This is a genomic window from Dorea longicatena, assembly GCF_025150085.1.
Classification (GTDB): domain Bacteria; phylum Bacillota; class Clostridia; order Lachnospirales; family Lachnospiraceae; genus Dorea_A; species Dorea_A longicatena.
Genome location: NZ_CP102280.1, coordinates 840332 through 862943 on the forward strand (window position 1 = coordinate 840332; position 22612 = coordinate 862943).

The following is a 22612-nucleotide window of genomic DNA, read 5'->3' on the forward strand; positions in this document are numbered from 1 at the left end:
CGTAAGGGCTTTTTTTCTTAATACAAAGATGCTATAATCTCTTGTGTTAAAAATACAGGTATCCGGATAATAATAAAGATACAAAGTGGATAATTGTGAGGTCAGGGAATGAAAATTGTGATTATTGGGGACGGAAAGGTTGGTCATAAATTGACAACCCAGCTGTCCGAAGAAAATTATGATGTGGTTTTGATTGATCAAAATGAGGGAAAATTAAAGGAGGCCGTGAATAAGCTTGATATTTTCTGCATTACCGGAAATGGAGCAGATGTAGACGTTCAGAGACAGGCAGATGTTCCGCATGCAGATCTGGTGATCGCATGTGCATCGACAGATGAATTGAATATGTTAAGTTGTCTGCTGGCCAAGAGATTAGGCGCCAGACATACGATTGCACGTGTACGAAATCCGATCTATTATCGACAGATCGATCTGTTGAAAGAAGATCTGCATCTGAGTATGGCAGTCAATCCGGAAAGAACAGCGGCAAATGAGATTGCCAGGGTATTGCTTTTCCCGGAGACGAGTAAAGTAGAGACGTTCATGAAGGGACGTGTGGAACTGGTAGAATTCATTGTAAGAGAAGACAGTGCACTTGCAGGACTTTCTCTTGCAGAAGTATATCGGAAATTCCAGATTAAAATTTTGGTATGTGCAGTAAAAAGAGGTCAGAAAATCTATATCCCGGATGGAGAGTTTATTCTGGAAAAAGGCGATAAAATGCATATCGTTGCAGCGCATCAGGATCTGAAGTCATTTTTCCGTGCACTGGGACACAGAAATGCAAAAGTGAAAAAGGTACTGATCTGTGGTGGAGGACATGTATGTTTTTATCTTGCAATGCAGCTTTTGCAGGTAGGCATGCAGGTGAAGATCATTGAGCAGAATATGAAAAGATGCGAGGAATTATGTGAACTTTTGCCGAAGGCAACGGTTATTCACGGAGATGCAGCCAATCATGATCTTCTTATGGAAGAAGGAATCCATGAAGCGGACGCATTGATCGCACTTACCGGTATGGACGAAGAGAATATTATTATGGCACTCTTTGCAAAACTGCAGGGAGTCAATAAGATTGTCGCAAAGGTCAATGAGGATTCCAGAGCGCAGATGGTAGAAGGGCTTGGAATTGATTCGATCGTGTCGGCAAAAAGTGCAACGGCAGATGCAATTATGAGTTATGTCAGAGCGAGAAATGAATCTGCGAGCAATGTGAACGTAGAATCTCTGTATCAGCTCCTGGGTGGAAAAGTGGAAGCATTGGAATTCATTATCAAATGCGAATGCAGTTTCACGAATGTACCGCTTCGTGAACTGCGGACAAAGAAGAATAATCTGATCGCCTGCATAGGAAGAAAAAGGCGTATTATTATTCCAAATGGTGAGGATCATCTGGAAGTCGGTGACAGTGTAGTGGTCGTAACAATGGATCATATTGATAAATTCAGCGACATACTGGAATAAGGAGATAGACAAAGGTTATGAATACAAAAATGATAAGATATATCCTTTGCAGAATGCTGGGAGTTGAGTCAGTGCTTCTTATGATCCCGGTAATCGTAGCGGCATTATATCAGGAAATGAGTGGTATTGCATTTCTGATACCTGCGGGGATATTATTGTTACTGTTTTTTCTGGCAGGTGTAAAAAAGCCGGAGCAAAGTCATATTTACGGAAAAGAAGGTATGGTAATCGTTGCACTTGCATGGATTTTATGGTCTTTGTTTGGCGCAATGCCTTTTACGATATCAGGCTTTATACCAAACTACATGGATGCGTTTTTTGAGACGGTTTCCGGATTCACAACGACAGGTTCCAGTATTTTAAGAGATGTAGAAGCGCTTCCGCAGTGTCTGTTGTTCTGGCGGAGTCTGACTCACTGGATCGGAGGAATGGGAGTGCTGGTGTTTGTACTGGTGCTTACATCATTAGATAAAAAGAACTCAATGTACCTGATGCGTGCAGAGGTTCCGGGGCCGGAGAAGGACAAACTCGTTCCGAAAGCAATGTCTACAGCGCGTATCTTATATGGTATGTATCTGATCATGACGGTTGTAGAGATCATTTTTCTGATGCTGGGTGGAGTGAATCTGTTTGACAGTATGATCTTTTCTTTTGGATCCGCAGGAACAGGTGGATTCTCGAATTATGCAGACAGTGTTGCACATTTCCACAGTGCTTATATTGATGGAGTGATCACAACATTCTGTGCATTATTCGGAGTGAATTTTTCGTTATTTTATTTTATGTTGTTAGGTGATTTTAAGTCAGTCAGAAAGAATGAGGAACTGCGTACGTATATTATGCTGATCGTCGGAGCAACAGCGTTGATCACACTGAATATCCATTCGATGTTCCCGAGTATGATCAAGGCGTTCCGCTATGCAATATTCCAGGTCGTGACGGTTATCACAACAACCGGATATGCGACAACGGATTTTGCAAAATGGCCGATGTTCTCAAAATCAATACTTATGATGCTGACGGTCGTGGGAGCGTGTGCTTCTTCAACCGGAGGTGGTATTAAGGTATCCCGTCTTCTGGTGGGAATCAAATGTATAAAAAGAGAGATCGTACAGCTTGCACACCCGAAATCAGTCGGAATCATCCGGATCGGCGGTAAGAAAGTCGGTTCCGATATTCTGCGTACGATTTACATTTATTTTATAGCATATGTCGGAATTTTGATCGTATCGGTCATGTTGGTATCACTGGATAATTTTGATTTTGAGACGACATTCAGTGCGGTCCTTACAACACTTGGCAATGTCGGACCGGGTATGGCAAAGGTTGGACCGATGGGTAATTTTGCTGATTTTTCTATATTATCAAAATTAGTATTATGTTTTGACATGCTGGCAGGACGTTTGGAGATATTCCCGTTCCTAGTGCTGTTTACGGCACCGGCATGGCGCAGAAAATTTTAGAATAACAGGTGGCACTTAGGAAGCCGCCTGATTTTCTATACCAAAGTATCACTGTATGAGAGGAGAGAATTATGAAAGGTAAAACGAAAGCAATAATCACGGTATTTGTCGTAATCCTTGCAGGTATCTATTACTATGCGGCAATACCGGCGATCAACATTCATTCATCGGAGACATGGTTTTTTATCATGATCTTTCTGGTGATCCTGGCTGTTCTGTATCTGGGAAGAAAGAAATTGAACAGATATGAAGTCAGAGAAAGTAAAGTAGTAAAAGGATTTCTTGGAGTGATAGTGTTTCTAGGAGTTGTATATCTGTTGGGAACACTGTTTTCTTCTCCGGTTATTAATGCCAAAAAGTATCAGAAGCTTATGACAGTTAAAGAGGGTGAATTTACAAAGGATGTAGATGAACTGTCATTTGACAAGATCCCGCTTCTGGATAAGGATACGGCAGCACTTCTCGGTGACCGTAAGATGGGAAGCATGGTGGACATGGTATCACAGTTTGAGGCGGATGATATCTACAGCCAGATCAACTATAAGGGCAATCCGGTCCGTGTGACTCCGCTGAAATACGCGAGCCTGATCAAATGGTTTACCAACCAGAGTGAAGGAATTCCGTCTTATATCCGGATTAATATGGCGAATCAGTCTACGGAGCTTGTCAAATTGAAACAGGGTATGAAATATACAACGAGTGATCATTTCAACCGTAATATTTATCGTCATTTACGTTTCGCACATCCGACATATATTTATGGAGAGCTGAGCTTTGAGATTGATGAAAATGGAGATCCATATTGGATCGCACCGGTAAAGAAATTCAACATTGGATTATTTGGTGGTGAAACAGTAGGAAAAGTAGTAATCTGTAATGCTGTGACGGGAAAAACAAAGACATATGATGTCGGAAATGTTCCACAGTGGGTAGACCGTGTATATTCCGCAGACTTATTAGTAAATTTATTTGATTATTATGGAAAATTAAAACACGGATTCTTTAACAGTGTGCTGAGTCAGAAAGACTGTTTGGAGACAACGGACGGTTATAACTATCTGGCATTAAATGATGATGTGTGGATGTATACCGGAGTTACTTCTGTAAACGGAGATCAGTCAAATGTTGGATTTGTTCTGGCAAATCAGCGTACAATGGAGACGAAATATTATAAAGTAGAAGGTGCAACAGAATCTTCTGCAATGTCATCCGCAGAAGGACAGGTGCAGAACCTGAAATACCAGGCAACATTTCCATTACTTTTGAACATTGCGGGTGAGCCGACATATTTTGTTGCATTAAAAGACGATGCCGGTCTGGTTAAAAAATATGCCATGGTAAATGTTCAGAAATATCAGATCGTTGCAATCGGGGACAGTGTCAGCCAGTGTCAGGAGAATTATAACGAACTTCTTCTGAAAAATGGTGTGAAGGAAAAAGAAAAGGACACGCGTAAGGAAGAAGAAATATCCGGAAAAATTACAAAGATTGCGCAGGCGGTTCTGGATGGAAATTCACATTATTATCTGATGTTGGAAGATTCTGATGCGATTTATGATGTGTCAGTAGCAGATATTATTGATGTAATAAAGTGTGAACTTGGAGAACAGGTGACAGTCACTTACAAAGAAGATAAAGATGTCAATACGGTTACCAAACTTGACATCGGTGAAAAAGCAAAAGATAAAACTTCTTCTGATAAGATAGAGAAGGAAACAGGTACACAGGAGTAACAAGATTCATCATATAGAAATGATGCAGGAAATGAGAGAGGATAATGGAAATTAGTATACTTCTTGCGGAGCAGATTTTGGCTATGTTTCTTACGATGGCAGTGGGATTCGGAGTGGTCAGGGCTGGTCTTTTTAAAACAGAGGACAGCCGGATCATTTCAAATATGGTTGTGTATATCTGTAATCCGTGTGTCGTTGTTCATTCGTTTCAGATTGAATTGACAGATGATAAGATTAAGGGGCTGATGATCGCAATCGGACTGTCAGTGGTAGTGCATATGGTTCTGATCATCGGATCGGAAATTTTATCATTCATATTCCACTTTAACAGTATTGAAAAAGCATCCATCATTTATACAAATGCAGGGTATCTTGTGATTCCACTGGTGGGAGCTGTTCTGGGAGAAGAATGGGTTTTTTATACGACTGCATTTATCCTGGTACAGACGGTACTGATGTGGACGCATGGTGTGAAACTGATCGGACAGGAAAAGGAGCTGAATATCAGGAAAATCCTGTGTAATCCGAATGTGATCGCGATGATCATAGGAATTGCGCTTTTTACGCTGGAGATCCGGCTTCCAACGGTTGTTGACAGTTGTGTCAGTGGTTTTGGAGATATGATCAGTCCGGCGAGTATGATGGTAATTGGTATGGTGATCGGAGATGTGGATCTGAAATGGGTATTCCGTCAAAAGCGTCCGTACCTGATCTGCCTGCTCAGGCTGATCGTATTCCCGCTGATTGCGGTTGTTGCCTTCGCCGGATTGGAACGGAGTGGAATTCATCCGGATGCGGAATATATTCTGATGATTGTTCTGATTGCAACGTCAGCTCCGGCGGCAGCAATGATCACACAGCTTGCACAGATTTATGGAAAGGATTCCAGATATGCGAGTGTGATTAATGTAATGTCGGTGATATTCTGTATTATAACGATGCCTGTGATGGTGCTGAGTTATGAAATGCTGATTGCATTATAATAGAGTAAGACAGATAAAAGCTCTGCAATATGTATGAAACATATTGCAGAGTTTTTTTGCAGAGTTATAGTTCTTCACTGTATTGTGAAATTTTATCCAGTACCCGTTGCTTCTCATCTCCGGTAAGTGGAACCGGGCAGTAATCGTTGTAACCGCTGGAAGAAGTGATGGAGCAGGGAATGATATTTAATTTGCTGCTTTTCTTTAATTTCCCTTTATGGAATGTGAATGTCTGCTGTACGATCATGCTATCCGTATCGCCAGGTGTAGAATTGCCGCCAAAGCAGAAATTGCCAAGGCTGTAGCAGATGTATTTTCCGTTGTATTTTTCAATGCCCTCGAGCACATGTGGGTGGTGTCCGATTACAAGGTCTGCACCTTCATCAATGGCGAGATGTGCAAGAGCCTTCTGGTTCTCGTCCGGTGTATATTGCTTTTCAATTCCCCAATGGAAATTTACGATGATAATCTGAGCACCGGCTTTTTTCAATGCTTTGATATTCTTTTTTACCTGCGATGCACGTTTTTGGTGATCCGCAAGCTCATAGATTCCGGTAACACCGACTTTGATTCCTTTTACTTTGAAGATCTTCACCCGGTTATAACCAAAGGAAGCAATTCCGGCATCGTCCAGTGCGGAGATTGTATCGGTGTAGCTCTTCTTCCCATAGTCATGACTGTGGTTATTAGCGAGATTGGCCGCTTCGATGGAGCTTCCGGAAAGGATTGCAGCATATTTGGCAGGTGCTTTGAAGGCAAAGGTTTTGGCCTCCCGGGCAGTTTCATCTGTCAGGGTTCCTTCCATATTGACGATAGACAGATCATCTTTTTGGAAAATGGATCTGACGTTCTGGAAGAAATAGTCGGCACCGTATGATTCGTAATAAGCATTCAGGCTGGTAGAATAACTGAAATTTTCATCGGTTCCCAATGTACAGTCTCCGGTGGAACTGATAGTAAGAGAAACCTTGTCTGGATTTTTTTTACTGATGGTTACGGTTTCTAATTGAACAGCTCTTTTTGAAGAATCTGCCTTTGGGGAAGTGTTTTTGGTCGAAGTCTTCTTTTTTGAAGCAGATTTCTTTTTGGTTTTATGTTTTCCGGCAGTGCTTTTGGTACCGGCTGTTTTATTTGCCGAAGTTGTAACTGCAGGGACGGTGAATTTATTTACAACAGTGCGGATGGCAGCTCGGACCAGGAATATAAATCCAATCAGGATCAATACCATGGCAATGATTAATAAGATACGTTGTATCTGTCGCTTACGTCTCCTTCGGGCTCTCTTCTTTTTTGCATCTTTGATTCCGCTCATACTTTTTCTCCTGTATTTTAAAATACTATCAGTATTTCAGACAACAAAAACGACAGTCCATTGTAGAAATGGACTGTCAGATCTTTCTATTCAGAAAGGATTAGTTCAGATATTTGCATCCTTCCATATTTACGTCAGCAAGATCTTCTTTGCTTGCACTGATGCTGACATAGAATTCAACTTCACATTCTTTGGAAACCTGTTTCAGGCGGTCGATAAATGCTGGAATATTATCCAGTGAGATATCGGCATGTTTTAAGATTCCGTCAATAAATACACATTCGATATCATGATTAGAACTGTACATACCATATAAAAATCCAATATATTCGTCAATATTGGTGATTGCCGGAAAATCATCCATACAGATAGTACGGATATCAAAAGTTACACTTGCTGTGTCGCGGTGAGTTTTTTTGATGAATACGACGTTTCCATTACATTTTTTTGCAGCCTCGTTAGCCTGCTCGATCATCTGCTGTGTTTTTCCTGTTCCTTTAGGACCTGCTAATAAATAAACCATGGTAAACACTCTCCTTTATGTATCATATTTACTGATCTGCATCAGTAGTAATTACTTATCCTTATTATACACTATGGAACTGGCAATAACAACCAAAAAAATGAATTTTCTGACAATTTTTTTGGATAAAATGTTGCTGAAAGCAGAAGGCACAGTGGATTTATACACTTTCTTAGAGACAGGCCTTGACTTATTTTAACATTCTTCATATAATAATGAAGAATATTGAAAAAAGCGCAGAAGAGGAGTATTAAGAGTCGAGCGTTATCAAGAGAACTGCCGGTTGGTGCAAGGCAGCAGACGAAGACTCCCAACTCGCCTCAGAGTTCTTTTGCTGAACAGATCATGTGGATAGAGAAGATACGGGATACAAGGTATTTATCCGAAATCATGATAACATAGGCAGAAGCGGGAACTTCCCGTTACAGAAGATCAATGAGTGCATCTGACAGATGATGTCGGGTGAAAAAGAGTGGTACCACGGAATATGAGCCTTTTTCGTCTCTTATAAAGCGAGATGAACAGGCTTTTTTTATACCAAAGTATGCAAGCAAAGCTGTCAGGTATGAGTAGTTACCATATAAAAAACAGGAGGACGAAAAAATGTCAAAAATCCCTTATAACCATAAGGCAATTGAAAAAAAGTGGCGTGAAAAATGGGAAGAAAACCCGGTAAACGTCCAGTATGATGAGAATGGAAATAAGAAAGAAAAATATTACTGTCTGGATATGTTCCCATATCCGTCAGGAAACGGACTTCACGTAGGTCACTGGAGAGGATATGTAATCTCTGATGTATGGAGCCGTTATAAATTACAGCAGGGCTATTACATCATTCATCCAATGGGATGGGATGCATTCGGACTTCCGGCTGAGAATTACGCAATTAAGATGGGCGTTCATCCGGAGATCTCCACAGCTGCCAACATTAAGAATATCAAACGTCAGATTAATGAGATCGCGGCTCTTTATGACTGGGACAGAGAAGTAAATACAACAGATCCGAATTTCTACAAATGGACACAGTGGATCTTTGTTAAGATGTTCAAAGAAGGTCTTGCTTATGAGAAAGAATTCCCGATCAACTGGTGCCCTTCATGTAAGACAGGTCTTGCAAACGAAGAAGTAGTCGGTGGAAAATGCGAACGTTGCGGAGCTGAGGTTACAAAGAAGAACTTACGTCAGTGGATGTTAAAGATCACAAAATATGCAGATAGACTGTTAAATGACCTGGATAAACTGGACTGGCCTGAAAAGGTTAAAAAGATGCAGGCTGACTGGATCGGTAAATCTTACGGAGCAGAGGTTGATTTCCCTGTAGAAGGAAGAGACGAGAAGATCACAGTTTACACAACAAGACCAGATACCTTATACGGAGCAACATTCATGGTTCTGGCACCAGAGCATGAACTGGCTAAGAGTCTTGCAAACGATGAGACAAGAGAAGCAGTAGAGCAGTACATTTACGATGCTTCTATGAAGTCTAACGTAGACCGTATGCAGGATAAAGAAAAGACAGGTGTCTTCACAGGAAGCTATGCGATCAATCCGATCAACGGAGCAAAAGTTCCGATCTGGCTGTCTGATTATGTACTGGCTGACTATGGTACAGGAGCAATCATGTGTGTACCGGCTCACGATGATCGTGACTTTGAATTCGCTACAAAGTTCAATATCCCGATCATCCAGGTAATTGCAAAAGACGGTAAAGAGATTGAGAACATGACAGAGGCTTATACAGATGCTGTCGGAACCATGATCAATTCCGGAGAATGGAACGGACAGGAATCTTCTGTACTGAAGAAAGAAGCACCACATATCATCGAAGAGCGTGGAATCGGACGTGCGACAGTGAACTTCAAACTGCGTGACTGGGTATTCTCTCGTCAGAGATACTGGGGAGAGCCAATCCCGATCGTACATTGTCCAAAATGTGGAAATGTACCGGTACCGGAAGAAGAACTTCCACTCCGCCTGCCTGAAGTAGAATCTTACGAGCCTACAGGAACAGGAGAATCTCCACTGGCTGCAATCGATGAGTGGGTAAACTGCAAGTGCCCTCAGTGCGGAGCTGATGCAAAGAGAGAGACAAACACAATGCCACAGTGGGCTGGATCTTCATGGTACTTCCTGCGTTACGTAGATAACCACAATGATAAAGAACTCGTATCAAGAGAAAAAGCAGATGAGATGCTTCCGGTAGATATGTATATCGGAGGAGTAGAACATGCAGTACTTCACCTTCTGTATTCACGTTTCTACACCAAGTTCTTATATGATATCGGAGTCGTAGACTTTGACGAGCCATTCCATAAACTGTTCAACCAGGGAATGATCACTGGTAAGAACGGTATTAAGATGAGTAAGTCAAAAGGAAACGTTGTATCACCGGATGATCTGGTAAGAGACTATGGATGTGACTCCCTGAGAATGTATGAACTCTTCGTTGGACCACCGGAGTTAGATGCTGAGTGGGATGACAGAGGAATCGACGGAGTAAACCGTTTCCTGAAACGTGTATGGAACCTTGTTATGGACAGCAAGGACGCAGACATCACAGCAACAAAAGAGATGATCAAAGAGCGTCACAAACTGGTATACGATGTAACAACACGTCTGGAAAGCTTCAGCCTGAATACAGTAATCTCAGCATTCATGGAGCACAACAACAAACTGCTTGAGATCGCTAAGAAAGAGGGCGGAATCGACAAAGAGACATTATCTACAATGGCAGTACTTCTGTCACCATTCGCACCACACGTTGCAGAAGAACTGTGGGAAGAACTGGGACACACAGAGAGCGTATTCAAAGCCGGATGGCCAAAATACGACGAGAACGCTATGAAAGATGATGAGATCAAAGTTCCGGTACAGATCAACGGAAAGACAAAAGCAGTTATCGAGATCTCTGCAGACGCTTCCAAAGAAGAAGCACTTGCAGCAGGTAAAGAAGCAATTGCCGACAAGCTGACAGGAAATGTGATCAAAGAGATCTATGTTCCGAAGAAGATCATTAATATTGTAATGAAATAAGAAATTCATATAGAATTATAATGAATGGGGAAAGAGGGTTGCCTGAAAGAGAGCGGGTGATCCTCTTCTTTTTTATAGTCAATATAAGTTATAATTTATTGCAATTATATATATTGCTGTGTTAAAATACAACAAAGCATATTTCAAAATTGTCAAAGGTGTGTGTCACCGTCTATAGTCTGATTACATTTCGGAAATCTATGCTTTTATACCAGGAAAAAAGGAAAAAAAGCAGGGGTCCGAGCAAAACAATCAGATTCCGTAATACAGATATAAGGACAGTATTTGAGATAATCCAGATGATTTATGAACGGGATTATAAAAAGATGAATGCATTCATTGTATGGAGAAAAAGAATTGATACTGAATTAGCACTCGTTGAATATGTGTAAGGCATTGGAAGAACTATCCGTTATTTGAAAGATAATAGAAGATTTACAAGGAGAAGTATAAAATGAATATTACAGTATATCTCGGAGCAAATGAAGGAAATGACCCATTTTTTAAAGAAGCAGTGCGTGAGTTGGGAGCGTGGATTGGAACAAATGGAAATACTCTTGTATATGGCGGTTCAAAATCTGGCCTGATGGGAGAACTTGCAGAAAGTGTATTGCAGGCCGGTGGTAAAGTAATCGGTGTAGAGCCACAGTTTTTTATTGATGCAGGATTTGTATATGACGAGATTACGGAACTGATCACGACGAAAGATATGTCAGAAAGAAAGGCAAAAATGATAGAACTTGGAGACGCGTTCATTGCATTTCCGGGAGGAACGGGAACACTGGAAGAGATCACGGAGGTGATGTCCAAGGTATCGCTAAAGCATTTGGATGCACCGTGTATTCTATATAATCTGAACGGATATTATGACAGCCTGAAGCAGCTTCTGGAGCATATGATAGAGATGGATCTTTCATCCAGAGAAAAGCAGGAAGGAATATATTTTGCAGAGAATCTGGAAAAAATTCAGAAGTGTCTGGCTAAATAGAGGGGATGTCATGAAAGAAAATAAGAACAGGATGATTGACCGTCAAATTAGAAAAATGATAAGATAAAAAAGGTACAAAATGAGAGACCAATGAGGAAAGGAATGAACTTCGATCAGCTGAAATTAAATCTTCAGGGAGAGGTTACATTGAATTATGGTAAGTTTATATCTACGGTTATTAACTTTCTGATCACATACAAAGGTTACAATTCCGCTGTTGAATTTAGTATCACTGGCTAATCATGACATGAGAAAGACTTGGTGTTGTGTTTGTGGTGTATATGGAGGGATGTTTGGACTCCCTTAGATTTTCTTACATCACGGAATCTTAGCCACAAACATAACATCAAGTCTTTCTCGTGGACTGAGAGGCCACGATGATAAATTAAATACCAATTGATTGAGTGAAAAGCCGCGACTTTTCTAATCGTTTATAAAATTCAGAATAAAAATCCCCATCTTCCGGATAAGGCGTAAGATAAAACTGCGTCAGCACATGCATACTGATCGTTCTGGCGGTTCCGTCAGAATTCGCAGAAGAATCGAAAGCAAGATTCGTAACATATTCCTGAAGGTCTTTCAGAAAGAAATGCCAGTCGGCTATATATTTTTCATAAGTTTTCAGATTCGGTGTATCCAACCATTTCTTGATTTTTACTTTGGAACGGTCTGTTTTTGGACATTCATGTATCTGTAAGAAATACTGGAAAGACCGATTTTCATAAAAGCGTCCAAGAGGAAACATACGGCAGATTCCGGGACGGAATGCATGGACCGTACAGCGTCCATTAGTATCCAGAAAGGAACAGGCTTCTTCGGCTCCGGCCATTTTCAGATTCGGAAGAATGATACCGTCTACAACATTAAGTTCCAGAGGGCCGGTCAGCAGTTCGTTTACAGATTTGGAAAGATTGGTGGAAAGCCGGTATACATCCAGTGGATCAAGGACGATGGAATTTCCCATGTCATGACAACAGGCAGAGCAGCCATCACATCCTTTACAGTCTGTCTTGGCCATGTCATTGCTGCTATATAATCTTCCATCGGATATTTCATCCAAATTAATTTCTCTTAACATATTTATTACCTCATATCTGTGTTTATCGTTTTCTTGTATAGACTTGTTAGATAAGTTGATTATAGTGTAAAATAGAGAAAGATGCAAATAAAATAGAAGGGATGAGGAAAGGTATGAAATTTTTTCATTTATCGGATCTGCATATTGGAAAGCAGCTTCATCGTTATAATTTAAAAGAAGATCAGCAGGTGATATTAAAAGAAGTTATTACTTATGCAAAAGAATTACGGCCGGATGCAATTGTAATCGCCGGAGATATTTATGATAAGTCCGTTCCATCGGCAGAAGCTGTGAATGTATTTGATGAGTTCCTGACGGATCTTTCAGAGATTACACCAGAGATTCCGATTCTGATTATCAGTGGAAACCACGATTCGCCGGATCGTCTGAAGTATGCATCTGAGATTTTAAAGAGACATCATATTTACCTTGCCGGCAATGTTCCTGAAAGACCGGAAGAACATATTGAAAAAGTAACTTTGCATGATGCATATGGAGAGGTGGATTTTTATCTGCTTCCATTTATGAAGCCGGCATATGTGAAAAATATTTTTGTTGACGGAACACCAGAAACGTATTCAGATGCTGTAAAAGAAATTATTAAACGGGAAAAGATAGATTATAAAGACAAAAGAAATGTATTAGTTTCACATCAATTCTATGTGGGCGAAAAAGCGGAAAGCCCGGAAACCTGTGATTCGGAAGTGTTTTCTGTAGGTGGGATTGATAACGTAGATATTGGATCGGTGAAAGAATTTGATTATGTAGCGCTGGGGCATCTTCACGGTGCACAGTGTATCGGAAAACCGGAGATCCGCTATTGTGGAACGCTTTTAAAGTATTCGGTCAGTGAGAGTACACAGAATAAAAGTCTTACCGTGGTGACATTAAAGGCAAAAGGCGAGAAGCCGGAAATTGAAAATTACCCGCTGCATCCGTTAAGAGATGTCAGAAAGAAAAAAGGAACACTGGATGAGATTATAAAAGAATTCCGAGAGACGGAAAAAGATGATTATATCAGTATTACACTGACAGATGAAATCGATCCGTATAAGCCGAAAGAGCAGCTGGAACGGATATTTTCCCATATACTGGAGATCCGGGTGGATAATCAGCGGACAAGAACAAAATTAAAAGAAATGGATGAAGAACTGGTCATGAAAGATCCTTTTACTTCTTTTGCGGAATTCTATAAGGAGATGCAGGGAAGAGAGATGAATGGGGAAGAAGAGACGATCATGAAAGAAATCTTCGATAAGGCGAAGGGAGTTGAGTAGATGAGACCGGTAAAGCTAATTATGTCGGCATTCGGATCATATGCCGGTAAAACAGAGATTGATTTTACAGAGATCCCGAATGGTCTGTTTCTGATTACAGGAGATACAGGTGCGGGTAAGACGACGGTCTTTGATGCGATTACTTATGCATTGTATGACAGGACCAGCGGAGGAACCAGAGATGGAAATATGATGCGAAGCCAGTATGCTGGAGAAGAAACGAGCACTTATGTAGAGTACACTTTTTTGTATCAAAAGAAAGAATACAAGATACGAAGAAACCCGGAATATCTACGACTTGGAAAAAGAAGATATGCAGACGGGTCGCCGAGATATGTGAAAGAAACTCCGAAGGTAGAACTGACATTGCCGGACGGCAGCATATTCAAAGGAAAGAAAAGAGAGACAGATCAGAAGATTTCCGAGATTATCGGACTGGATGCAGACCAGTTTACGCAGATTTCCATGATTGCACAGGGAGAATTTCTCAAGCTTTTGCTGGCTGAGTCCAGGGAACGGAAAAAGATATTTTCCAGAATATTTCAGACGCGGTTTTACTACAGGATACAGGAAGAACTGAAAAAACAGGCTGTACAGTTATATGTGAAGCTGGAACAAAATCTTCAGGAAATGAAACTTGAGATGGCCAGAGTAGAATATCCGTCATATAAGAAGGATGGAGGTGTGTGGCCGGAAGAAGTTCAGCTGGAAAAATGTACAGAAGAAAATGAACTTATAAAGCAGTGGAAGGTGATTGCTGGGCAGGATATTCCGGACAGAGAACGTATATCCGTGATTTTGAAAGAGATCATTGATCAGGGAAACCGGTGGGAAAAAGTATGCAAAAAAGAATCTTCCCGGGCGCAGACGGTACTGGAAGATAAGAACCGACTGCTGAAGGAAGCAGAACTGCTGAATCAGCTCTTTGATTCGTATGAACGGGTATTGAGCCGACTGGAAGAAAAAATGCCGGAAAAAGCGAAATATGAGTTTTTAACAGGACGGATACAAACAGGTAAAAAGGCGGGACGTGTACTGCAAGAAGAAAAAAGGTATCTGGAGGAAGAAAAGCGCCTGACAGAACTGGAAGTACAGGAACGTAGTCTTCAAAAGGAATTACAGGAATGCCGGAAGCAGCTGCAGGAATTAACAGACAAACAGAAAGAAGCTGGCCGGGAAAAGACGGAAAAAGAGACAGTACTTACAGAAAAAAAGGTGCGGATACAGGATGCAATTTTACAGTATCAAAGTATGAATGCAAAAAAAGAAGAATTAGATAAAATTACAAAAGAAATAAAAAACTATCTTAATCAATCGGAAACCATACTACAGAAGAAAGAAATCCTGCAAAATAATCAAAAAGAAATATTAACATTTCTAAAGAAATATGAAAAGATAGAAACATGCATAAATGAATGCAGGAATCAAAAAAAACATATAGAAGAACAGATACGCCATTACGAAGATCTTGACCATCAGGAAGAGAGAAAAGAAGAATTAAAAGAAGACTGTGAAAGAGCAAAGAAGGAAGCAGACAGGGAACAGAAGAATTATGAAAATGCCTGGGCGGAATATGAAATGAAGTATCACAAGTTCCTGAATGAACAGGCGGGGATACTTGCTTTGAATCTGGAAGATGGGCAGCCTTGTCCGGTCTGTGGTTCCAGAGAACATCCACAGATTGCAGCCTTGAGTGATGAGGCGCCGACGCAGGCGGAAGTGGAACTTGCAAAAGCTGAAAGGGATAAGAAAGAAAAAATAAGAGATATAAAAACAGAAGCATTCAGGAAATGTCTTGCGGGATATCAGGCAGCACAGGAAATCTGTCTGACACTTCAAAAGAATATAAAAGATGAGGCGGAAGATATAACTGGAATTGGCTGGAAAGAGAAGATACAAAGCCTGAAGCGTACGCTTATGGAAACAGAAAAAAGATTGAAACAGTTGGAAGAAATTTTTGAAAGATGTAGAACGTTAAAAGAGAATCAGGAACAGATTGCGGACCAGATAGAAAAATTAGAAGAAAAAGAACGAAAGACCAGCCAGAGTCTGACGGAATCAAAACTTATGTATACAAAGCTGGAGGCGGAGTATCAGGCAATGGAGGAGAAGCTTCCATACAAGACGATGGAAGAAGCCGAAGAACATCTGAGAGAGATAACAGGGAAACTTGAGTTGGTCAGAAATAATTACGAGACGGTAACAAGATCTCTTACGGAAAAGCAGAATAAAGAAAAGGAACTGGAAGGACAACAGAAGACCGTATCAGCATCTGTCGTGCAATCACAGGAAGAAGTACAGAAAAAGATACGTTCCTATAAACAGATTATAAAAGAGCAGGGATTTGAGGACGAAGAAAGCTATCATAGTCAATGTATGACTGAGAGAGAACTGGAAGAAGCAGAACAATGGATAGGGGCATATCAGAAAGAATTGCAGGAACTGGAAGCGAACAGGACATTGCTTGAGCAACAGTTAGAGGGAAAAGAAAGAAAAGATACGGAACAGATTGCGAGGGAGATAAAAGAGGCATCCGGAGAGCTGGAAGAAATCCGTAAGGAATATATGAAACTTCATAATACCAATGAAAGAAACCGTGAGATAAGAGACAATCTGAAACGTAATTTTGAAAAGAACAGTGGACTTCAGAAGCAGTATGAGATTGTTGGAAATCTGAGTAAGACAGCAAATGGGAATCTGAGTGGAAGTGCCAAGCTTGATTTTGAGACCTATATTCAGAGGCAGTATTTCCGTCAGATCATACGTGCTGCGAATAAGAGACTGGTTCGTATGACGTCAGGAGAGTTTATTATGCAATGCAGAGATGTAGAAAAACTGGGTAGCCAGGGACAGGCCGGACTGGATTTGGATGTTTATCATATGGCAACAGATACGGTCAGAGATGTAAAAACATTATCGGGAGGAGAGTCTTTCATGGCAGCTTTATCCATGGCACTTGGACTTTCAGATATTGTCCAGAATACAGCAGGTGCAATCCATCTCGATACAATGTTTATTGATGAAGGATTCGGGTCTTTGGATGATGTATCGAGAGATCAGGCAATCCGTGTGTTGAATGATCTTGCAGATAAGGACAGACTGATTGGAATTATTTCTCATGTAAATGAACTGAAGGAGCAGATAGATCATAAACTTGTGGTGAAAAAGAACGAAAAGGGAAGTTCTGTAAGCTGGTCTTTATAAGAGAAATATAAGGTATAAGATCAGAAATACAGAGAAGCTGTCATTTTCTCTATAGTATATGCAGATAAAAAAGGAAATCTGTTGCAATATATAAACATGCAACAGATTTCTTTTTTATATCATATTTTATTTATGATCGTTCTGATATTTCAAAGCGGCTTCAATAAATCCTCTGAACAATGGATGCGGTCTGTTCGGTCTTGATTTTAATTCCGGATGAGCCTGAGTGGCAACAAACCAAGGATGCTCAGGAATCTCGATCATTTCCACGATTCTTCCGTCTGGTGAAAGTCCGGAAAGCTTCATGCCGTGAGAAGTCAGTGCATCACGATAATCGTTATTTACTTCATAACGATGACGGTGACGTTCGCTGATCTGCTCTGTTCCATACATTTCGTAAGCTTTTGATGTCTTATCAAGAACACAAGGATAAGCTCCCAGTCTTAAAGTTCCACCGATGTCTTCGATACCGATCTGTTCCGGCATGATATGGATAACCGGATGTGTAGTGTTCGGATCAAGCTCAGCACTGTGTGCATCGTTATATCCAAGAACGTCTCTTGCAAATTCTACGATAGAAAGCTGCATTCCGAGACACAGACCTAAGAAAGGTACATTGTGTGTACGGGCATATTTGATTGCTTCGAGTTTTCCGTCAATTCCACGTGTACCGAATCCTCCCGGAACCAGAATACCACTTACATCACCGAGTAATTCATCTACATTATCGGCAGTAACAGTTTCGGAATCGATCCATTTGATATTTACGGTTGCACGGCTGAAGATTCCACCATGTTTTAAGGCTTCTACCACGCTGATGTAAGCGTCATGAAGTTGGATATATTTACCAACCAGAGCAACTGTGACTTCTGTGTTTGGATTCTTAAGGTAGTCAACCATCTCTGTCCAGTCTTTTAAGTCTGGTTCCGGACAATCAAGGTGCAGACATTCACATACGACACCTGCAAGGTTCTCTTTTTCCATTGCAAGAGGTGCTTCGTAGAGATATTCTACATCCAGGTTCTGCAGTACATGGTTAGCAGGTACATTACAGAATAATGCAATCTTGTCCTTGATTCCGACACCGAGCGGATATTCGGAACGACATACCAGGATATCCGGCTGGATTCCCATTCCCTGAAGATCTTTTACACTTGCCTGTGTAGGTTTGGTCTTCATTTCCTGAGAAGCTTTCAGATATGGAATCAGTGTAACATGGATCAGGATAACATTTTCACGTCCTTTTTCATGCTGGAACTGACGAATGGCTTCCAGGAAAGGCTGGCTTTCGATGTCACCAACAGTTCCACCGACTTCAATAATGGCAATTTCCGTATTATCAGCAGCAGGGTTGCGGTAGAAGCGGGATTTGATCTCGTTTGTAATATGTGGGATAACCTGAACCGTTCCTCCGCCGAAATCTCCGCGGCGTTCTTTCTGAAGAACAGACCAGTAGATTTTACCAGTTGTTACATTTGAATTCTTGCTCAGACTTTCATCGATGAATCTTTCATAATGTCCAAGGTCAAGGTCGGTCTCAGCACCATCATCAGTTACAAATACTTCACCATGCTGTACAGGGTTCATAGTACCAGGGTCAATGTTGATATACGGGTCAAATTTCTGCATTGTGACTGTGTAACCACGGGCTTTCAACAGACGTCCGAGGGACGCAGCCGTAATTCCTTTACCTAATCCGGATACTACACCGCCTGTAACGAATACGTATTTTACTGCCATAACTTCCTCCTTAAGTCAAAAATAGTTTCTCTGTTATAAAGTGTTCAAAAAAATACTTTAAGATTATACACCTTTGTTATTAAAAAATACAGAGTTTTTTTCATATTTTGCTTCAAAAGTTGCCTGAATAGACAGACGCTTGAACTGTTTGATGTCTACAGACCCCGGCATGACAGATACATGAACCTGACAGCCTTTTAATTTTGGAAGCTGATCCATTGCAAGTCTGGCGTCTTTGCTGGTTGCGGCACTTACGGAAAGTGCAATGAGGACTTCATCGGTATGCAGACGTGGATTACGGCTGCCCAGATACTTGGTCTTCAGACTTTGGATTGGTTCGATTGCCTGTGGTGAGATGATCTTAATCTCATGTTCAATACCTGCAAGTTCTTTTAATGCATTTAACAGCAGGGCAGAGCATGCACCGAGAAGATCGGATGTCTTTCCAGTGACGATTGATCCATCCGGGAGTTCCAGTGCTGCCGCAGGTCCGTTGGTCCGTTCGGCTTCTGCCAATGCTGCATCGACGACCGGTCTGTCATGAACCGTAATATTTGCCTGATTCATTAACATTTCTAATTTATAAGTCTCTTCTTCAGAGCATGCACCAAGCAAGAGTCTTCTTCTGGATGCATAGTATCTGCGGATAATCTCCTGACGGGAAGCTTCCTGACATGCATCGTCGTCGCAGATACAGTTTCCGGCCATATTCACTCCCATATCGGTTGGAGATTTATAAGGACTTTCACCGTAGATGCGCTGGAACATTGCATTTAATACAGGGAAAATCTCTACATCACGATTATAGTTGATGGTTGTCTCACCATATGCTTCGAGATGGAACGGATCAATCATATTGATATCATTCAGATCAGCTGTTGCTGCCTCGTAAGCGAGGTTAACCGGATGCTTCAACGGGATATTCCAAATTGGGAATGTTTCGAATTTGGCGTATCCGGCTTTGATTCCGTGTTTGTGTTCGTGATATAACTGGGACAGGCAGACTGCCATTTTACCGCTTCCAGGTCCTGGTGCAGTTACAACGACCAGCGGACGGCTTGTCTTGATATAATCATTTTTTCCATATCCGTCGTCACTTACAATAAATGGTACATTTGTAGGGTAGCCAGGGATCAGGTAGTGGCGGTACACTTTGATACCCAGTTTTTCCAGGCGGTTTTTGAATAATTCAGCACTTTCCTGAGCGTTATATTTGGTAATAACAACGCTTCCGACATAAAGCCCCAGCCCCTGATAAATCTGCATCAGGCGAAGTACATCGGAATCATAGGTGATACCAAGATCACCGCGGATCTTGTTCTTTTCAATGTCTTCGGCACTGATGACGATGACGATCTCGGCCTGATCAGAAAGTTCTCTTAACATGCAAAGCTTGCTGTCTGGCTGGAATCCGGGAAGAACTCTGGAAGCATGATAATCATCAAAAAGTTTACCACCAAATTCCAGATAAAGTTTGTTGTCAAATTGACCGATGCGTTCACGGATGTGTTCGGACTGCATTTTTAAATATTTTTCGTTATCGAATCCAATTTTCATAAGTATATGCCCTCGTTTAAAATTTATTTGATTTTTGATGCGGTAAAACTGCTGTATGCAGATCTGCCGTCATACTTTGGTATAAAAATGAAAAGAAAAATGCGCCGGAAGCGGCATAAGCATTTTCATTTCAAGTATACTACAACACATAGGAAGTTTACAATCTTTTCATAATGTTTTTATTGATTTCTAACATGACGCTCTATATAATAATTAGGTATACAGGAGGATTAAAATGGATAACCAGAATAATAAGAATAACAAGAATAATAAACAGGGTATATCGTTTATTTTACTGGTCACAGTTATTACATCGATCCTGGTGATCGCACTGTTCCAGTTTCAGGGAATGACCTCTGCAAAAGAGATTACCTATAATAAATTTCTGAAAATGGTAGATGACGGAGAGGTCAGAAAAGTACAGATCCAGAGTGACAAAATCATGATTGTTACAAAAAAGGACAAGGACAGCGGGGTTGCACAGGAATATTACACAGGAGTGGTGAATGACGATGACTTGACAAAGCGTCTGGAGAAGGCAGGCGTGGAGTTTAAGCAGGAGATTCCGGATACTACATCGGCAGTAGCGATGAACGTGATCTTAACATTCCTGCCAATTGCATTCTTTGTCGGAATGATCATCTGGATGACAAAGCGTATGTCAAAGGGCGGCGGCATGATGGGAATCGGTAAGAGCAATGCCAAGATGTATGTGGAAAAGCAGACCGGAGTTACATTTAAAGATGTAGCCGGACAGGATGAAGCGAAAGAATCTTTACAGGAAGTGGTAGATTTTCTCCATAATCCGGGAAAATATACGAGTGTCGGTGCAAAGCTTCCGAAGGGAGCACTGTTGGTCGGCCCTCCGGGAACAGGTAAGACGCTTTTGGCGAAAGCAGTAGCAGGAGAAGCAAAGGTGCCGTTCTTTTCATTGAGTGGTTCGGCATTTGTGGAAATGTATGTCGGTGTCGGAGCATCCAGAGTGCGTGATCTGTTCAAGCAGGCACAGCAGATGGCACCATGTATCATTTTCATCGACGAGATTGATGCGATCGGTAAAAGCCGAGACAATCAGATGGGCGGCAATGATGAGCGTGAGCAGACACTGAATCAGCTGCTTGCAGAGATGGATGGATTTGAAAGCAATAAAGGACTGGTACTTCTGGCTGCAACTAACAGACCGGAGATTTTGGATCCTGCATTATTAAGACCGGGACGTTTTGACAGACGTATCATTGTTGAAAAACCAGATCTGAAAGGACGTGTAGAAGTCCTGAAGGTTCATTCTAAAGATGTGAAGATGGATGAGACAGTCAATCTGGAGGAAATCGCACTTGCGACATCCGGAGCAGTAGGTTCTGATCTTGCAAATATGATCAATGAAGCGGCAATTAATGCTGTAAAGCATGGAAGAAATGCAGTATGTCAGTCTGATTTATTTGAAGCGGTAGAAGTGGTACTTGTAGGTAAGGAAAAGAAAGACCGTATCATGAGCCAGGAAGAACGAAGGATTGTTTCTTACCATGAAGTCGGACATGCACTTGTAAGTGCATTGCAGAAAGATGCGGAGCCGGTACAGAAGATTACAATCGTTCCACGTACAATGGGAGCACTTGGTTATGTAATGCAGACTCCGGAAGAAGAAAAATTCCTGAATACCAAAAAAGAACTTCAGGCAATGTTAGTCGGACTGCTTGCAGGACGTGCGGCAGAAGAAGTAGTGTTTGATACGGTTACAACAGGAGCCTCTAATGATATTGAGAAAGCAACAAGCGTAGCAAGAGCGATGATCACACAGTATGGTATGAGCGAGAAATTCGGATTGATCGGTCTGGAATCTATTCAGAACCGTTATCTGGACGGACGCCCGGTCAGCAACTGTGGACAGCAGACAGCATCAGAGATTGACGAAGAAGTTATGAAGATGTTGAAAGATGCTTACGAAGAGGCAAAACAGCTTCTGAGAAATCACAGACAGGCGCTGGATAAAATTGCTGCATTCCTGATTGAAAAAGAGACAATTACCGGAAAAGAATTTATGGAGATTTTCCATGAAGTAGAAGGAATTGATCCGGATGCACCGAAGAAGGAAGAAGCAAGAATCGGTATGAATCCGGTAGAGGGTGAAGGATTTGTGATGAAGCCGGCAGATGATATAGATGATGCGCATAACGCAGATGTACAGGAAAAATCAGAAAAGACAGAAGAAAAAACTGTCGGAACAGCAACTGAATCTGTTCATGAAGAATAGAATTCT

Annotated in this window: 15 protein-coding genes and 1 other annotated feature; of the genes, 10 read left to right on the forward strand and 5 right to left on the reverse strand. The window is 41.3% G+C overall.

What is annotated here, in order from left to right; all coding sequences use genetic code 11:
* The first annotated feature begins 108 nt into the window (after positions 1-108).
* The 4 genes from trkA to NQ508_RS04055 all read left to right on the forward strand — a co-directional run bounded on the left by trkA (position 109) and on the right by NQ508_RS04055 (position 5643).
* Complete coding sequence (trkA, locus tag NQ508_RS04040; RefSeq protein WP_006426260.1) at positions 109-1464, forward strand: Trk system potassium transporter TrkA; 1356 nt, start codon at positions 109-111, stop codon at positions 1462-1464.
* 17 nt (positions 1465-1481) lie between these two features.
* A complete protein-coding gene (locus NQ508_RS04045; protein WP_022415582.1) occupies positions 1482-2927 on the forward strand; it encodes a TrkH family potassium uptake protein in 1446 nt (481 codons plus the stop codon).
* A gap of 71 nt (positions 2928-2998) precedes the next feature.
* The gene (locus NQ508_RS04050) at positions 2999-4660 is read left to right on the forward strand and encodes a CvpA family protein (protein WP_006426258.1); all 1662 of its coding nucleotides are present in this window, start codon (positions 2999-3001) and stop codon (positions 4658-4660) included.
* Between the two features lie 44 nt (positions 4661-4704).
* Complete coding sequence (locus NQ508_RS04055) at positions 4705-5643, forward strand: AEC family transporter (protein ID WP_006426257.1); 939 nt, start codon at positions 4705-4707, stop codon at positions 5641-5643.
* A gap of 64 nt (positions 5644-5707) precedes the next feature.
* Here NQ508_RS04055 and NQ508_RS04060 read toward each other — a convergent pair whose 3' ends face one another.
* Positions 5708-6955 (reverse strand): CapA family protein, encoded by a 1248-nt coding sequence (locus NQ508_RS04060; RefSeq protein WP_006426256.1) that lies wholly within the window; start codon positions 6953-6955, stop codon positions 5708-5710.
* 100 nt (positions 6956-7055) lie between these two features.
* Positions 7056-7478: a hypothetical protein gene (locus NQ508_RS04065; protein WP_006426255.1), complete on the reverse strand. Its 423-nt coding sequence runs from the start codon at positions 7476-7478 to the stop codon at positions 7056-7058.
* Between the two features lie 228 nt (positions 7479-7706).
* Positions 7707-7987: a binding site (T-box leader), on the forward strand.
* Between the two features lie 94 nt (positions 7988-8081).
* On the opposite strand from NQ508_RS04065, the gene leuS reads away from it, so the two are divergent.
* The 3 genes from leuS (at position 8082) to NQ508_RS04080 (ending at position 11739) form a co-directional block, all read left to right on the forward strand.
* Complete coding sequence (leuS, locus tag NQ508_RS04070) at positions 8082-10511, forward strand: leucine--tRNA ligase (RefSeq protein WP_006426252.1); 2430 nt, start codon at positions 8082-8084, stop codon at positions 10509-10511.
* Positions 10512-10965: 454 nt separating this feature from the next.
* A complete protein-coding gene (locus NQ508_RS04075; RefSeq protein WP_006426250.1) occupies positions 10966-11499 on the forward strand; it encodes an LOG family protein in 534 nt (177 codons plus the stop codon).
* A 102-nt stretch (positions 11500-11601) separates the two neighbouring features.
* Complete coding sequence (locus NQ508_RS04080) at positions 11602-11739, forward strand: large conductance mechanosensitive channel protein MscL (protein ID WP_173733063.1); 138 nt, start codon at positions 11602-11604, stop codon at positions 11737-11739.
* A 145-nt stretch (positions 11740-11884) separates the two neighbouring features.
* Here the strand turns inward: NQ508_RS04080 and NQ508_RS04085 are convergent, their stop codons facing one another.
* Entirely contained in the window at positions 11885-12577 is a 693-nt protein-coding gene (locus tag NQ508_RS04085; RefSeq protein ID WP_006426248.1) for a YkgJ family cysteine cluster protein, read from the reverse strand.
* Between the two features lie 113 nt (positions 12578-12690).
* On the opposite strand from NQ508_RS04085, the gene NQ508_RS04090 reads away from it, so the two are divergent.
* Both NQ508_RS04090 and NQ508_RS04095 read left to right on the forward strand, forming a co-directional pair.
* The gene (locus NQ508_RS04090; RefSeq protein WP_044919384.1) at positions 12691-13854 is read left to right on the forward strand and encodes an exonuclease SbcCD subunit D; all 1164 of its coding nucleotides are present in this window, start codon (positions 12691-12693) and stop codon (positions 13852-13854) included.
* Complete coding sequence (locus tag NQ508_RS04095; RefSeq protein ID WP_006426246.1) at positions 13855-17058, forward strand: AAA family ATPase; 3204 nt, start codon at positions 13855-13857, stop codon at positions 17056-17058.
* A 126-nt stretch (positions 17059-17184) separates the two neighbouring features.
* Here NQ508_RS04095 and NQ508_RS04100 read toward each other — a convergent pair whose 3' ends face one another.
* Complete coding sequence (locus NQ508_RS04100) at positions 17185-18798, reverse strand: CTP synthase (RefSeq protein WP_006426244.1); 1614 nt, start codon at positions 18796-18798, stop codon at positions 17185-17187.
* 63 nt (positions 18799-18861) lie between these two features.
* Positions 18862-20355, reverse strand: coding sequence for a DUF1846 domain-containing protein (locus NQ508_RS04105; protein WP_006426243.1), 1494 nt, complete (start codon positions 20353-20355; stop codon positions 18862-18864).
* Positions 20356-20590: 235 nt separating this feature from the next.
* Here NQ508_RS04105 and ftsH point away from each other — a divergent pair, with 235 nt between their 5' ends.
* Entirely contained in the window at positions 20591-22606 is a 2016-nt protein-coding gene (gene ftsH / locus NQ508_RS04110; protein WP_006426242.1) for an ATP-dependent zinc metalloprotease FtsH, read from the forward strand.
* Positions 22607-22612: the final 6 nt, after the last annotated feature.